This is a genomic window from Flavobacterium cellulosilyticum (assembly GCF_004349355.1).
GTDB lineage: Bacteria > Bacteroidota > Bacteroidia > Flavobacteriales > Flavobacteriaceae > Flavobacterium > Flavobacterium cellulosilyticum.
In genome coordinates this window covers 75,580-91,710 of the sequence record NZ_SMFK01000015.1, presented here as the reverse complement: position 1 = coordinate 91,710, position 16,131 = coordinate 75,580, and the positions used below count along the sequence as shown (strand labels likewise).

Annotated in this window: 9 protein-coding genes and 1 tRNA gene; 6 read left to right on the top strand and 4 right to left on the bottom strand. The window is 33.0% G+C overall.

Going from position 1 to position 16,131, the window contains the following annotated elements; genetic code table 11:
• Nucleotides 1-191 (top strand): transposase (locus E0F76_RS16435; protein ID WP_165932729.1); only part of this gene is annotated, 191 nt, incomplete at its 5' end.
• Nucleotides 191-472, top strand: coding sequence for a transposase (locus E0F76_RS16430; RefSeq protein ID WP_342773097.1), 282 nt, complete (start codon nt 191-193; stop codon nt 470-472). The genes E0F76_RS16435 and E0F76_RS16430, both read left to right, overlap by 1 nt.
• 117 nt (nt 473-589) lie before the next feature.
• Here the strand turns inward: E0F76_RS16430 and E0F76_RS16425 are convergent.
• Nucleotides 590-671, bottom strand: a tRNA-Leu gene (locus tag E0F76_RS16425).
• A gap of 109 nt (nt 672-780) precedes the next feature.
• Here E0F76_RS16425 and E0F76_RS16420 point away from each other — a divergent pair.
• Nucleotides 781-2,169, top strand: a complete 1,389-nt coding sequence (locus E0F76_RS16420) for a dipeptidase (RefSeq protein ID WP_132008678.1) — start codon at nt 781-783, stop codon at nt 2,167-2,169.
• Nucleotides 2,170-2,357: 188 nt separating this feature from the next.
• Here E0F76_RS16420 and E0F76_RS16415 read toward each other — a convergent pair whose 3' ends face one another.
• Nucleotides 2,358-6,734 (bottom strand): hybrid sensor histidine kinase/response regulator transcription factor, encoded by a 4,377-nt coding sequence (locus E0F76_RS16415; protein ID WP_132008675.1) that lies wholly within the window; start codon nt 6,732-6,734, stop codon nt 2,358-2,360.
• Between the two features lie 480 nt (nt 6,735-7,214).
• On the opposite strand from E0F76_RS16415, the gene E0F76_RS16410 reads away from it, so the two are divergent.
• The 3 genes from E0F76_RS16410 to E0F76_RS16400 all read left to right on the top strand — a co-directional run bounded on the left by E0F76_RS16410 (nt 7,215) and on the right by E0F76_RS16400 (nt 12,516).
• Complete coding sequence (locus E0F76_RS16410) at nt 7,215-9,950, top strand: pectinesterase family protein (RefSeq protein WP_132008672.1); 2,736 nt, start codon at nt 7,215-7,217, stop codon at nt 9,948-9,950.
• Nucleotides 9,951-9,960: 10 nt separating this feature from the next.
• Nucleotides 9,961-11,910 (top strand): GDSL-type esterase/lipase family protein, encoded by a 1,950-nt coding sequence (locus tag E0F76_RS16405; protein WP_132008669.1) that lies wholly within the window; start codon nt 9,961-9,963, stop codon nt 11,908-11,910.
• A gap of 405 nt (nt 11,911-12,315) precedes the next feature.
• On the top strand, nt 12,316-12,516 hold the full coding sequence (locus tag E0F76_RS16400) for a hypothetical protein (RefSeq protein ID WP_132008666.1): 201 nt from the start codon (nt 12,316-12,318) through the stop codon (nt 12,514-12,516).
• On the opposite strand, the gene E0F76_RS16395 is transcribed toward E0F76_RS16400, so the two are convergent.
• Nucleotides 12,499-12,792: a hypothetical protein gene (locus tag E0F76_RS16395; protein WP_132008663.1), complete on the bottom strand. Its 294-nt coding sequence runs from the start codon at nt 12,790-12,792 to the stop codon at nt 12,499-12,501. The two genes, E0F76_RS16400 and E0F76_RS16395, sit on opposite strands and share 18 nt — an antisense overlap.
• Before the next feature lie 192 nt (nt 12,793-12,984).
• Nucleotides 12,985-15,816, bottom strand: coding sequence for an HAD hydrolase family protein (locus tag E0F76_RS16390; protein WP_132008660.1), 2,832 nt, complete (start codon nt 15,814-15,816; stop codon nt 12,985-12,987).
• Nucleotides 15,817-16,131: the final 315 nt, after the last annotated feature.

Below are 16,131 nucleotides of genomic sequence, written 5' to 3'. Positions count from 1 at the left end.
TCAAGTCTTTCAATACAATATCCCGAACAATAATCAATCATTACCAAACCATATTGAATTATTTTGATAACAGAAGTACAAATGCTTCGGCTGAGTCTTTCAATGCCAAAATAAAAGCATTTAGATCTCAATTCAGAGGGGTTAGAAATATTGAGTTTTTCCTTTTTAGACTAACAAATATTTATGCTTAATTTTTGTCGCTCCACAGGTTAAAACTACCGATAAAATTATTGGTTTTGCTAGACTTGCCAAATGGCACGAAAAAGTAAATCAATCAGGGTTCAAGTCTTTCAATACAATATCCCGAACAATAATCAATCATTACCAAACCATATTGAATTATTTTGATAACAGAAGTACAAATGCTTCGGCTGAGTCTTTCAATGCCAAAATAAAAGCATTTAGATCTCAATTCAGAGGGGTTAGAAATATTGAGTTTTTCCTTTTTAGACTAACAAATATTTATGCTTAATTTTTGTCGCTCCACAGGTTTTGGGATTGATCCGAAAAATAACGCTGTTATTTCGGAAAAACAAGACATAAAAAAACCCTTAAAATGTTGATTTTAAGGGTTTTTTATCATTTAAAGTGCGGATAATAGGACTCGAACCTACACGCCTTGCGGCACCAGATCCTAAGTCTGGCATGTCTACCAATTTCACCATATCCGCTCAATTGTGGGTGCAAATATAATCATAACTTCTGTATTTCAAAGAAATTATTCAAAAAAAATATTCATTCCCTTTTTTGTATATTTGAAAGTATAAAAATTACTTAATTATGGAAACTATTAAATCTTATGTGCAGCAGCATAAAGATCGTTTTATCAACGAATTAATTGAACTATTAAAAATCCCATCCGTAAGCGCCGATACCGCTTACATTCAAGATATTATTGATACCGCGAATGCCGTAAAAGAAAGTTTGGAGAAAGCAGGTTGTGATATTGTCGAAATTTGCGACACCCCTGGAAACCCAATTGTTTATGGCGAAAAGATTATAGATCCGTTATTACCTACTATTTTAGTTTATGGTCATTATGATGTACAACCAGCAGATCCAATACGATTATGGACTTCCCCTCCATTTGAACCTGTTATCAAAAAGACAGAAATTCATCCTGAGGGAGCCATTTTTGCAAGAGGCGCTTGCGACGACAAGGGACAAATGTACATGCACGTGAAAGCATTGGAGTATATGGTTCAATCCAATACTTTGCCATGTAACGTAAAATTCATGATTGAAGGTGAAGAAGAAATTGGCTCCAAAAGTTTGAGTTGGTTTGTAGAACGTAACCAAGAAAAATTAAAAAACGACGTGATTTTAATTTCGGATACAGGAATGATTTCCAATCAACAACCATCAATTACCACAGGATTACGTGGTTTGAGTTATGTAGAAGTTGAAGTTACTGGTCCAAATAGAGATTTACATTCAGGTCTTTATGGTGGCGCAGTTGCTAATCCAATAAATATCTTGGCAAAAATGATTGCATCACTTCACGACGAAAACAACCACATTACCATTCCTGGTTTTTATGATAAAGTTGAAGAATTATCACTAGCTGAAAGAGCTGAAATGGCAAAAGCCCCTTTCAATTTAGAAACTTATAAAAACGCCTTGGACTTAAACGATGTCTATGGCGAAAAAGGGTATACAACTAATGAAAGAAATTCTATCCGACCTACACTTGACGTAAACGGAATTTGGGGTGGTTACACTGGCGAAGGAGCAAAAACGGTTATTGCGAGCCAGGCTTTCGCCAAAATTTCGATGCGCTTGGTGCCAAATCAGGATTGGGAAGAAATCACCGAATTATTCACCAAACATTTCATCAGTATTGCTCCGGCTGGTGTGAAAGTAAAAGTTAAGCCGCATCATGGGGGTCAGGGCTATGTAACGCCAACAGACAGCATTGGCTATAAAGCGGCTAATAAAGCCTATACTGAAACCTTTGGTGTGCCAGCAATTCCAGTTCGTTCTGGCGGAAGTATTCCTATTGTAGCATTGTTCGAAAAAGAACTTAAAAGCAAAACCATTTTGATGGGATTTGGTTTGGACAGCGATGCTATTCACTCACCCAATGAACATTTTGGGATTTTTAATTACTTAAAAGGGATTGAAACCATTCCTTTATTTTACAAGTATTTTGTGGAGTTATCAAAATAAAATTTTTTTAAAAGTCTTGAACTTTAAAAAAAATGAATATAAAATCCGCTCTGCAATGAGCGGTTTTTTTTTCGAATTATTTGCTGTATTCCCTATTTAATAAAACTAGCTTATCAGTCGAATTTTACAATACTCGAGGGATACTGTTTCTAACCCCATGTCATAAAGTTAAGATTTGTTTGTCATTTCTATTTATTTTGTTTCCTATATTCCATAGGAGTAACATCATATTTATTCTTAAAGGATTTACTGAAATATTTCATGTCTGAAAACCCTGTCATAAAAGCAATTTCCTTTATTAACAACTGGCTACTAATAATTAATTGAGCGGCTCTCTTTATTCTGATATCTCTAATGAATTCTACGGGGGTATATCCCGTAAGACTTTTAATTTTGTTCCCAAATGTAGTTCGGTTCAATCCAACCTTTGAGCCTAATTCCTCTACAGAAAAATTGTTGTTATCTATATTTTCTTCTATTAAAAGCATAACTCTTTGCATAATCTCTTCATCTTGGTCGGAGATTAAACAAGGCATAGGATTAAAGTCTTTTAACTCATTTTTATCAAAAACACCAAAAATATTTTGTAATCGCTTTCGTTGGTTAAGAAGATTTTCAATTCGAGCCGATAAGTAAGAGACACTAAAAGGTTTGGTAATATAATCATCCGCACCATAAGAGAGTCCTTCCAATTTGCTTTCTATATTCGCTTTTGCAGTTAGTAAAATTACTGGAATATGACTGGTCTCTATATTTTTTCTAATCTTTTTTAATAGATCAACTCCACTTAGTTTTGGCATCATAATATCACTAATAATAAAGTCTGGATTATCTTTAATAGCTAATTCATACCCCTTCTCGCCATCATCTGCTACTATAACTTCATACTTATCCTCAAGTACACTTTTAATAAATGATCGTAATTCTGGTTCATCTTCAACAACCAAAATTTTATATTTTTCTTGAATGTCACTTACAGATAATTTTGGAGTTAAAGTTAAATTAGATTCCGATTCCTGTTTTTCTTCTTCATTAATAAAATCAACTTCGTTTGAAAAATGTTCTTTACCTAACTTAAAATAAATAGAAAAAGAACTTCCTTTATTCGGTTCACTTTCAAAAAATAATTTAGCATTATGTTTTTCGGCAAGTTCTTTTACCATTGACAAACCAATTCCTGTACTAGGGTTATTACTTATATCGCTAAACGAAACGAAACGAGTAAACAGCTTACTTTGGTTTTCTTTTGGAATCCCAATACCCTCATCAATAAAATGAATTCCTACTTGTTTTTCTTTTTTTGTAATTTTTACTGTAATCGACTTTCCTTTTGGGGTATACTTAAAGGCATTGGATAATAGATTCATTATAATTTTTTCGAATCCATTCCTATCGGCCCAGATTTTAGTCTCTTTAGTATTGTTCTGAAAAGTGAAATGAATATCTTTTTCTTTTGCTACCTCTATAAAATCGTTAAAAATATTTTTCACAAACGCAGCTACGTTTATTTCAGAAACCTTTATACCTGTATCTTGAATTTTACGAAAATCTAAAATTTGATTTACAAGTCTTTGCAGTCTGTTCGAGCTATGGGCTATATAGGAAAGTTGTTTTTTTATAGCTTCAGGAGTTCTATTGTCATTAATTAGGTATTCTATAGGCGAAGAAATTAGAGTTAAAGGTGTGCGCAATTCATGTGAAATATCTATGAAAAATTTTTGTTTTATATTCGAGATTTCTTTCTCTAACTTCACATTGCTTTTTAATCTAAATATGGTTATTAAAGTATGGTTAATAAGTAAGAAGAGACCAATTAGAATTAAAACATATATAATATACGAAAAGTTGGAATTCCAAATTGAAGGTTTGATGATTATTGGTAATTGACGTTCGTTCTCAGCCCAAACACCTTGGCTATTGGCCGATTTTACTTTAAAAACATATTTCCCTTTGGGTACATTGGTATACGTTGCTGTACCATGCGCTTTGACGTAATTCCAATTTTTATCAAATCCTTCTAATTTATAAGCATAATTAATATTGGCAGGATTTTTATAATCGAGTGCTGCAAATTCAATAGTAAAGAAATTTTGATCGTGCGATAAAACCAATTCCTTACTATCATCAATGGAGAAATTTAAAGGAGAATCTTTGTTAATCGAAACTTTTTGATTAAAAAGTTGAAGATTGGAAAAGGCTAAATAAGGAGTGAAATCATTAGTTTTTATTTGGTCTGAAAAGAAATGTAAAATCCCCTCTGAATATCCAAATAGCAATTCGCCAGATTTTAATTTTAATGCTGTAGCTTCAGAAAAATTATAATTGGATATAATTCCTTTCACCTCATGAAATATTTCAAAAAATTCTTGATTGGGATTAAAACGAGATAAGGTATAATCACTTGCTATCCATATTTTTCCATCGACATCTTCCAAAAGCGAAAGAATATTATCAGAGGGTAAACCGTTATTTTTAGTATAACTTTTAAATTTTAGTGGAAAACCTACAGCATCTTTTTTAACAACTTTGTTAATCCCTCCTGTAGTAGTAGCTACAAAAATTTCCTTTTTCTTGGTGATGCAAATATCTATAACATCATTACCGTTTAGCCCAATATGAGTTTCATCAAATCCAATTTCATATTTTTTAATAGAGGAAGAAGCAAACATTTTATTGGGATCAAATACTAGCAGTCCTTTGGTTGCTCCTACATATAGCAGTCCTTCAGCAGACTGTTTTATGCAGCGCACTTTATCAAAACTGTCTATTGGGTACGATTTCCATTTATTTTTATAGCTAATAAAATGTGTTTCTCCATTTATATTAGTGTTGATCAGGTTAAGACCATCAAAAGTCCCCAACCAAATTCGATTATTTTTATCTTGAAAAACGTTATAAATATCATCACTTGTTATGCTATAAGGATTTGATTTATCGTTTTTATAATTAATTACTTTATAAGTAAACTCTCCTTTTTGTGGAATTAATTTATAAAGTCCATCTCCGCGGGTACCAATCCAAATATTCGATTGGTTGTCTTGCATAATACTATAAGCAGCATTGTTCCATTTTGAATTTTTCTTTAATTGTCCAGAGGAAGAAAGACTCCCAATTTGATTGAAATTTTTATCTAAAACAACAATTTGATTTTGTTTGTTACCTACCCAAATATTACCTGTTTTGTCCTGAAAAATAGACCGTACAACTTTAGTAGAAGACTCAATTAATTTATTGGTTACACTAGATGTTTTGAAATTATTTTCACTAAACACCACTTTCACTAAACCTGCTAATTCAGTGCTATACCATAAATTTCCCTGCTTATCAAAAAAAGTGGTAATAAAACTATTTGTAAAATTACCGTTAGGGAAATAATCAGTATAATTAAATGGAATGAGTTCATGATTACTTGGGTTAAATTTTGAAAAACCTCCGCCATAAGGTTGTACCCATACGTCTCCTTTATAATCAGTAAAAACATATGGTACTACAGGTATAGTTGGCCTAGTTAATCCCTGTAAAATTGGAGGGTAATAATACAGTTTTTGTTCAGAAAAATCAAACAGATAAATACCCGTTTTTCGATTGCTCACAAACCATAATTGACTATTCTTTACAAGCTCAATAGGGTTTATATTATTAGTTATAAGTCCTTTTACGGTATCTGAATTATAAATTCGAATGCTTCCTGTGAAAATATTAATAGTACAAAAACCTTTTTGATCAGTTAAAGCCACAATTGTCTGTTCATCCAATTTAGCCATCCAAGTAATAGTAGCATCCAATTCTATTTTTTGTGTTCTAAATGAATGTCCTTTTTTAGAATATTTAGCGATTTGACCGTTTGAACCACCAAACCAAACCTCATCATCCAATTCAACGGCGGAATAAAATGAAGTAGTTTTACCATTTTGACTTGAAAAGTAATTAATTGGCTGACTTAGTTTATCAAATTTAACTAGAGTTAATCCATTATCTGTTAATAGCCAAGAATTTTTTTGCTCATCTTCATGTACTGAATAAACAGCAGAAGATGAAAGTGTTTTTTGTTTTTTGCTGTATATTTTTGTTGTAAACAAAGAGTCGGAAATCAAAATACATCCATCTGTTTCAGAAAGCAGCCATACTAAACCGGATTTATTGACTTTTATTTTGCTTAATGGAAATCCAGTTTTTGATAAATTGGGAATTAGTTCAGTACCCCAAAAAGTTTCCGTTTTAGGATCAAAACAATAGGTATTTGTTTTATAAATATCCGATCGTATCCAAATACGACCAAATTTATCTTCAATAATTTTATTGATTCGGTTACTTTTCATTAAGACCTTATCTGATGCTTGAGTTTTATAGTTTTGAAAAGTAGAACCGTCATATTTACTGAGACCATTAAAGGTACCCAACCAAATAAATCCTTTTTTATCTTGGATAATTTGGCTTATGGTATTGTGAGGAAGTCCATCTTCTACTAAAAAATGTTCAAATGAAAAATTTTGTTGCCCTTTTACATCAAAAGGGAGCAGAAAAACTATTAAAATTAATAAAAAAATTTTACCCAGTATTTTCATTAAAATTGTTTTTTTTAAAGTAGTCCTAACGAAATTAGAACAATTTGTAAAATAAACCTAATGGTGATTGGTTCGAATATTAACAGTGGTTTTAGCATATTAGACTCTCAGCTTCTAAAAAAAAGTTATTTTATATAATACTTTTTTAAAAGATGGAACAAAATTAAAAGGCCGTAATTTTTTAGTTTTTTTTAAAAGATTGATTACTAATCCTATTTTTTGCCACATTGCTTTTTTTTAAATAAAATCGAAGTAATTGGGAGTCGAATATTGAACACAAATTAAGGTTTAGAAATTTGAGGTATCTATTAGCAATAAACGCTCTTAAAGTAATCCATTTGTTATTTAACCCCTATCATTTTGTATTTAGACCATGAAAAGAATTATAACAACAACCTATATTTGTAATCGATTACAATGCGAATATTGTATAATTAACAAATTTAAAATAAATTATATTAAAAAAAACTACTTATTACTATGAAACTACTCAAAAAAGCAAGTCTCTTCTTTATTGGTCTTTTATTATCAAATACATTATTTGCACAAAACTTTAGTCCAGATATTGTTGTAGACATTAACGGAACTGGAAATTTCACCTCTATACAAGCAGCTTTTAATGCAGTACCGGCAGGAATACCTACTGTTATTTATGTAAAACGAGGTTTATATAATAAAGAAAAATTAATTGTTCCTGCTAACAAAACCAACATTACTTTAATAGGTGAAAGTAGAGAAGAAACTATTATTTCTTATGATATTTATAATTGTAATGATGGCGGAGATGGTTTATGTCCAGATTCAAAAGTAGCGCTTTGGAGTAGTAATACTGAACTTGTAAGAACAGCTGCTACACTTACAATTCAAGCCAACAATTTTAGGGCTGAAAATATAACAATTCAAAATACTGCAGGTAATGTAGGTCAGGCACAGGCCCTCACCATTCAGTCAGATCGAAATGTATTTGTTAATTGCAATTTATTAGCCTATCAAGATACTATTTACTTTTGGATGGGCGAAACTTCGCGTGCTTATTTTGACAGCTGTGTTATTGAGGGTAGAACCGATTATATTTATGGTCGTGGTGTGGCCTTTTTTAATAAATGTGAAATTAGAAGTTTTGGAGGAGGATGGATAACAGCGCCCTCAACTACAATTGCTCAAACTTATGGTTTTGTATTTTATAAGTGTAATTTAACTTATAATTCTAATAGTCCTTCATCATCAGATAATGGCGCTTTAATAAGGTTAGGTCGTCCATGGCATGAATACCCAAAGGTTGCGTGGTTATATTGTACAATGCCAGCGGAAATTCATCCACAAGGTTGGGGTGATAAATGGAATATGGATTATTCTGATACTAGTACTGATCTACATTTGTATGAATGGATGAATACAGGTGCAGGTGCTAATATGAGTGGTAGAGCTAATTGGGCAGGCCTTAGAGCTATGGTAAATCAGGCTGAAGCCAATTTATATGAGCCAAAAATTGTATTAGCAGGTTCAGATAACTGGGATCCTACGGCAATAGCACCAGCTGTAAGGGTGTATAATTGGGATGGTGGTGCTACTAATAATGGATGGTTAGAAGCAAATAACTGGAATCCAGATGGTGTACCAGCAGTTTCGGAAGTTGCAAATGTTGACGGTAGTTTGACAATAGATGCAAATGGTGGAAGTTTTGCCGCAGATTTAAATTTATTGAATGGAGCAACAATTGATGTTTCTGCAAATAGTTCAGCCACTTTACTTACACTTAATCAGTCAACAGTTTCTTCTTCTGTTAGTGCATCGTTATCAGGAAACATTAAAACTAAGGGAACGTTAAACATCAATACTTCTGGCAATCTTACTATTACTGCAGTAATTACTGGAGTACACCAAATAACTAAGAGTGGTACTGGTATTTGCCAATTGAACGGAAATAATTCAGGTTATACTGGAGAATTAGTTATTCAAGCAGGGAATTTACAAGCTAAAATAGCAAATTCTCTTGGAAATGCTGGAAAAATAAGTGTCAAAACTAATGGGAAATTAACTATAGATGTAAGCACTGCATTTCAAACCAAAACACCCCTTTATACCGAAGGATCAGCATCAGTTGTTCTGAATCAAGACATTACCATTAGTGAGTGGTATGTTGATGGTGTTTTAAAAGGAACGGGGCAATATGATGCAACAACTAATCCTGGAACCATTAGTGGTACAGGGAAAATAATTATTGGAAGGCCGAGCCAATTTACTTTTAATGGTGGAACAGCAAATAGCAACTGGGATAATGCAACTTATTATTCTCCGGCTTTATTACCAGAATTAGGTGAGAAAGTAATAGTTAGTGGTCGTTATATAGAAGCAGTTTCAACTGTATTTAAAGGTGATATGTATTTGTCTAATGGTGGATACATTCTTTTAAGAAAAACCTCAATATCCCAATGTCTAGGACCTGTTAGAATGGAACAAGGAACTTCTTTTAATTATGCAACAAGTGGTACCGGTTTTTATTTAAATGCTCCTGTTATATTAAATGGTGATATCACATTATTTATGAGCAGCGCTAACACTGCAGGTAGTACTATGGATTTACCAGGCACCTTTTCAGGCAATTATAAAATAAAAGTAAATAATAATAGAAGCGGAACTTCAAATACTGCAACTGTGAAATTAGGTGGAGATAATAGTAATTTTACGGGAACTTGGGACTTGACTACTGCTCCAACTACCGTTGGAGGCTCAACTGCAATTGATGGTGTTGTTGAAAATGCATTTGGAAAAGGAACTATTAGTCTAGCTGCAACTAATAAAGCCATTTTCAATCATGCGAAATGTGCTGGAGATATTTTAAATATGAATATAAATGGATCAGCTTCGGCAGTATTAAACACTGCTGTTGCAGTAAAACAATTTACTTTGAATGGAAATAAGCTTGCAAATGGAACATACAATGCCACCACAAATCCAGGTTTACTTGCAGGTACGGGTTCTATTACTGTAAATTCTACTTCATTAAGTATAGAAGATAAAGTCATGTTAGAAAATGGTGTGCTAAGAGCAAATGGTGTGATTGAGAATCTTGAAGTTTACTCCCTTACGGGACAGCGTGTGTATCAAACCAAGATTGCTACAAAAATAGATTTAAACAGTTTGAAATCAGGAATCTATATTGTCCGTTATAAAATAAACGGAAAACAAGGATCTACTAAAGTTTATAAAAATTAAAGCTAAAAAAATGAAAACATTATTAACAAAATTATTTACAATTACTTTTCTTTTTTGCAGCATTATTGCTTCGAATGCACAAATTACCCTCCATACTATTGGTGATTCTACCATGGCTACTTATGACGAAAACACTTCCGACATTCGAGGTTGGGGCATGATGTTTCAACAGTTTTTTTCCTCAGATGTCAAAGTTAATAACCGTGCTAAAAATGGTGCTAGTAGCAAAAGTTTTTATATGGAAGCACCTTATTGGACCACCGTAAAGCAACAGATAAAAACAGGTGACTATGTCATCATTCAATTTGCTCATAACGATGAGAAAAACGGAGGACTTGATGGAGGAACTGATGCTGCAAATCCCATTAATGGAACGGACTACAGAGGTACAAATCCACAAACAACTTATAAAGAATATCTTAGAAAATACATTGATGAAACCCGTGCTTTAGGTGCTACACCAATTTTAGCAACTTCATTATGTCGAAAATATTTTAGCGGCGGTACCATTACACGTAAAGGTCTTCATGATTTAGGTCCTGATTTCAGTCTTCCCGCAACAGATCACACCTATGACTATGCCTATGCGATGCTAGAAGTTTCAGTAGAAAAAGGAGTAAAACTTATCGACTTAACTACCTTAACGAAAAATCTAGTTGAATCATATGGCGATGCTGCCAGTACAGCTCAACTTTATGTTTCTGCAGATTCTACACACCCTACAGCATTATTAGGGACGTTAACTGCTAGATTATGTGCTCAGGAAATGGTAAAACAGAATATTTTAGCTTCTTATATTAATACATCAACTGATGTCTTGATAAATCCTACCAATTGTGATTTTGGGGATGCTTATACAGGTCAGACACTTACAAAAGAAATAACCATTACTGGTTTTGATCTAGTTCCAGCTGCTGGAGCATTTAGTCTTTCTGTTAGTAGTGGTTTTTTGATAGCCCTAAACAAAACTGATACTTTTACTTCTTCCATCAATATGAATTATGCGTCCGGTAGTTTAGCATTCACTAAATTTTACATTTCGACAACTCAATCAGTTGGAGGAACTAAAAGCGGAACACTTACCGTTACTAATGGAACCGTGACAAAAACAATACCTTTAACAGTCAATTTCATTCAATTAACTGGAGGGACAGAAGTGAGCGTTTTATGGCCATTAATTACAAATAATACCCCAATATTGCAAGGACCAGCCACTATTTTTGACCAATCCTATAGTAATATGTATGTCTCAAATTATGCTGCACCTAATGGTACTGCTACAGTATGGCCTTCTGGTAGCGGTTATGATACCACAAGAAAAACACAAAGAAATTTACTTACTGGCGACGCATGGCCTGCAGGTGATATTGATGAGGTTTCAACGCGTTATATTCAATTTGGAATCAAAGCCAACGCTGGAACAGAATTAAATATTGATTTGATCAGTTTATATGTTGGTGGCGCCGGTGGAAGCGGTATGCGCTGTCGCATTTCTTATTCGAAAGACGATTTCACTACTACATTTGTTGCAGGAGAATTTCAGAGCATGACATCCAATACGATGAACGCTGTTTCAAAGATACCTGTAATTAAACTTATTGATGGTGAAACTTTAAAACTAAGAGTATATCCTTGGTATAGTTCAGCAGCAACAGGCAAAACAATTTGTCTAGCAGATGTTAAAATTCACGGAGTTGCCCTCCCTGCATCCAATTTAACTACAAATCAGTTTTCTAAAAAAAAGGTAATATTAATGGAAGAGGATGGTTTTATTAAAATCAAAAATACTCCATTAAATAGCAAAATCTCAATCTATGACTTGGTAGGAAGACAACTGATTAAATCATCAATTACTAACGATGATTTATCAATTATAGATTCACCGAAAACTAAAGGAATCTATATTAGTAAAATTGAATCAAAAGAAGGTACAGAAACAATAAAGTTTTTAGTAAAGTAAAATCTTTTCTCACCTCAGCGAGATCGTAATCAGTATTTTACATAAGAAGTAAAAAGATGGAAATCTAATGCAAACTCTTGTACAAAAATCATTTTACTTTCTTAACTAAGTAGAAAAACGATATAATATCATACTTTGAAATGGTATAAAATTATGGAATATGTTGATTTATCATTATTTTCATTGGCATAAACCCTTTTGACTTTACGACTTTTAAACTTTCGACTTACTTAGTTTCATTTTATACATTTTATTGAAAACCAATTTGGAAGTTTACTTTGTGAGTTTCGCCGTTAAGTTTTATATAGCACTTTCTGAGTTCCTTTTATAAAAATTACCACCCCAAGTTAACTCATTACCAACCTACTCCATTTTGAATTTATTAACTAACTAAATATTTTTTTTATGACCAAAATTACACAAGATTTTTATCGCTCAAAAAGCAAGAATACAGTCGGTAGATTGTCAAAGCTTTTTCACTTATTATTGTTGTTGCCATTGCTAATGTTTACTTTAGCTACAAATGCTCAAATTAAATATATCGATTTAGGAGGATATACCATAACTGATAATGCTAATTATACTTCTTTAGCAAACCATTGTTAGGCAAATAAAACAAACAATTTTTATTGTCCATTCAACATTTACATTAAAGTTTCTAGCAATAAACAATAAAGTTTCGCCTGTGAAATCTCGACGTACAAAACCACCTTGGTAGTTGATTAAAAATTCAGAAATATACCAACTATCGTATCCATATTTTGTGAATAATTGCTTACTAAAAATTCGCAATAAGGACAGTGAAAACAGTATATAACTTGCATCTAATAGAATTTGTTTTGTGTTATTTATCTTGAAAATATTTTGTAATCTTGTTTTCATTTAATTTTTTTTTATTGATTCTAGATGAGTATTAACCTTGAAATGAGCTTTATGATTCATGTTTCCTGTAATTTTATCCTATTTTAAAATCTTTTTATTTTTTTTGAACGACTACCAAATGATTTACATCCATAATATTCAAATCAATCTAGTCAAAATCTATTCATCAAAAAGGATCAAATAGTTTATCGGTCAAAGAAAATAATTTTTGAAAGCCCCAAATAGATCTTTATTGAATATTGCTTCCGATAGTCGTCGAGGTTTGGACTTTTCTACATCAGAAAGAATATCAAATAGTATCTTATTGTGTTCTTTTTGTTTAAAACTCGGTTTTTCATCAAGTTGGGCCTTTCCTCCATCCGTATGAATTATGTGACGTACTATCTCGAGGAGCCCTTTCTGAAACGGTTTGTTAACTACATGACAGCCAATTTGTATTGCAGCGCTTCGGACATTTGTATGTGATGGCGCATATGAACGATTTGCAACTCGAAACATTGATAAATCAGGCTCTGTATCTCCAATTGCGATAGTGTCACATGTACTGCAATCTAGTAATTGAAGAAGAGCGATCATGCCCGTACCTTTATCAATCCCAGGAGAAAGTACCGCTGTATCGGTACCAGTTTGATGGACGAAGAGCTCTTCAGCCCCACATTGAACCAAGACACTATTAATGAGTTTCGTTGAAACAGGGATAGTTCCAGTAATACTTTCTCCATATCTAAAAGCTTTAATAGAATATCGATAGTAAGGATTTGTAAATACGCCTGGTATTTGTTCTAGAGCTAATTTTACCCGTTCTATTTTAGTCAAAGTCTCCTCACTAACCAGTATTTTTTCTTTATCTGTGGCGGCATCCCAAATATAACTTCCTGATTCGGCGATGCCACCCATAAAACCATAAGCCTTACAATATTCTTTGACATCGTATACGGAGCGGGCGGTATTTAAAACAATTGGATATCCATTCGAATGCAACAGAGAAAGTGCCTGAATACCTGAAGGAGTATTTGATGGGATACCAATAATATGTTGATCTATAACTCCATCCACATCAGAAACTACAATTGTCTTAAAAGGCGATTTGACTACCAGTTTGGGTACAAAAGAGGCAGTGTATCTGGCTAATTGAATCATTGTAAAAGTCCAAGCCTTTATAAAATCATCGCTATATTCTTGGTGACGAGAACTCAGTTTATCATCATGAATTTTACCAAAGCTCTGCATTGTCTGTATGCCAGTTAATACTTTATAAAGAGTAATCCGTTCAATAACTTCCATATCTCCAGAAATACTCATATACCTTTGTAACAAGTCCGTTTCTTCCTGTTCAGACATTTCAAAGGATAGTATACTATTTGCTAAATCATAGGCGGGATCCGTAACATTAACTTCAATTTTACCCAGACCATGCTGAGCATAATCAGTCTTTACTAATTCAAGGTCCCGCTGCAGCCAATCGGCGATACGCATATTTCCATCAATAAGGCATGGAGAAAGACATGTTAAAGTAGATAATTTATAACGAAAAGCATCTATCTTCAAACGATTAGTAATTCTGCCTAAAAGTGTTGTAGAATGATTCCTGTATACGAGCAACATTCCAACTTGTGCTTCGGAAATAAACGAGGAAGGATCTTCTTCGAAAGACAATCCCTTAACACGAGATGCTATATATTCTGAAACAGACTCGACTATCTTGTTTCGGTCTATTTCTTTTGCACTATTTGCACTGTCGTCAATCCATTCAGAATACAAAATACCATCCCGTAATCCCAATATCGATGGAACAAAATCTTTAAGACAATTAGCTGCAAAAAATTTACGATAGGACTGCCAACCCCAGCCAACACTTTTTGCAATGATATACTGTGTTTCTATTTCACCAGATTGTCTTTCTAATTGTACACCATATACTCGCTTTAAATGTTCTGTCCAACTATTTTCTGATTGATTGCTAAGCGTTTTATTGAATTTATGGACATTGGCATCAGAGATAAGGCTTACTTTTTTATAATCGCGCGCAAAAAAGTATTCTTCCAACTGTTTCTCTACTGTTGCTTTTCTGAGTTTCCCAAACTTATAATATTCATCAGGTGAGGAGGTGATAAAATTGCAACCCTTTAAAGCCGAAAGTGCTTCTGTTTTATTCAAGTCTGTTGCACATGGGTGCAGCGGAAACAGCACATTAACAGATTGGCGCTGAACTCCTAATTCATCAAGTATTTTTATACAAATCTTAAGAGTTAATCCCACATAAATTGGTTCATCAATAATAATGACACTCCCATCTTGTTTTGTGAATTTTTGAATCGTTTCTTTTTCATTTCGGCTCGCTCCCTTCTTTGGACGAAGTGTTACGGTATTAATATTAGTATAGCCACGTTTGGCCAAATCTGCGCGAAGAACAGGAGCAAAATAGGATCCCGCAGAGCGAAGGCCTATAATCAATATGGGGCTATTCTTATTTGTATTTTCTTCACAGTATTTCTTGCTCAATGTTAAAACATCATAGGGAGTCAAATCCTGGCAACGGAAAGCTCTTGGGGTAGTAACAGCTTGGTTTAACAACTTTGTAGGAAAGTCAGCTCTCGAGAGATCGGCAAGTTCCAGTGCGGATTTTTGACAGGTGTTCATATCAATGGAAGTCTTTGCTAAAGAACTATCTAAAAGTAAAGCAATGGTATCTTCCCATCTGATGCGCCATTGCTGCAATGATTTGAGAGAAAATTGCCCATATCGTTTTTTATTTAAAAAATCATCAGTAGCACAGGAAACAGCACATGCTAGTGAAAAAATAGTCATTATACTTTCATTTATCTGCCAGGATCCTTCGATTTTTTCTAAGTCCTTTGCTTCAATACGAATAAAATCCATAACCTGGGATACCTTCGGATATGGATTCAAGCACCAAGAATACCTGCTATAGAATTTCTGTTCTGAATAAATGAAGTCACTCCTTGAATCACAATTTTTACTATTATATAAATTTGCTTTTTGCTCGACTACATTTTTTTTCATTCTGTTATCCTATTGAATTTTAAAGAAAACTTTTAATACAAAATATTACCAAAAATATTAATAATATTTTAACAAAAATAGAGTGAAAATTATTGTTGTTTTATAAAAGTAACTTTAATAAAAGCCATAAAATGAATTCTCAATTAAAATTGTAATTTGGTATTGCAAAAGACATTGCGTAAAAGTAAGTGTTTTACCCGTAAATCTGCTTTCGGACAACTGTTCTTTTTAATTGACAATATAAAGTTAAAAAAAAATGATTTTGAAAGATGTGGAATGTGTTTTAAGAGTGAAAAAACATTTGATATGTATGTC

Coding starts and splice junctions, on each gene's coding strand:
- E0F76_RS16420 (WP_132008678.1), top strand. CDS start 781: ATGGAAACTATTAAATCTTATGTGCAGCAGCATAAAGATCGTTTTATC.
- E0F76_RS16415 (WP_132008675.1), bottom strand. CDS start 6,734: ATGAAAATACTGGGTAAAATTTTTTTATTAATTTTAATAGTTTTTCTG.
- E0F76_RS16410 (WP_132008672.1), top strand. CDS start 7,215: ATGAAACTACTCAAAAAAGCAAGTCTCTTCTTTATTGGTCTTTTATTA.
- E0F76_RS16405 (WP_132008669.1), top strand. CDS start 9,961: ATGAAAACATTATTAACAAAATTATTTACAATTACTTTTCTTTTTTGC.
- E0F76_RS16400 (WP_132008666.1), top strand. CDS start 12,316: ATGACCAAAATTACACAAGATTTTTATCGCTCAAAAAGCAAGAATACA.
- E0F76_RS16395 (WP_132008663.1), bottom strand. CDS start 12,792: ATGAAAACAAGATTACAAAATATTTTCAAGATAAATAACACAAAACAA.
- E0F76_RS16390 (WP_132008660.1), bottom strand. CDS start 15,816: ATGAAAAAAAATGTAGTCGAGCAAAAAGCAAATTTATATAATAGTAAA.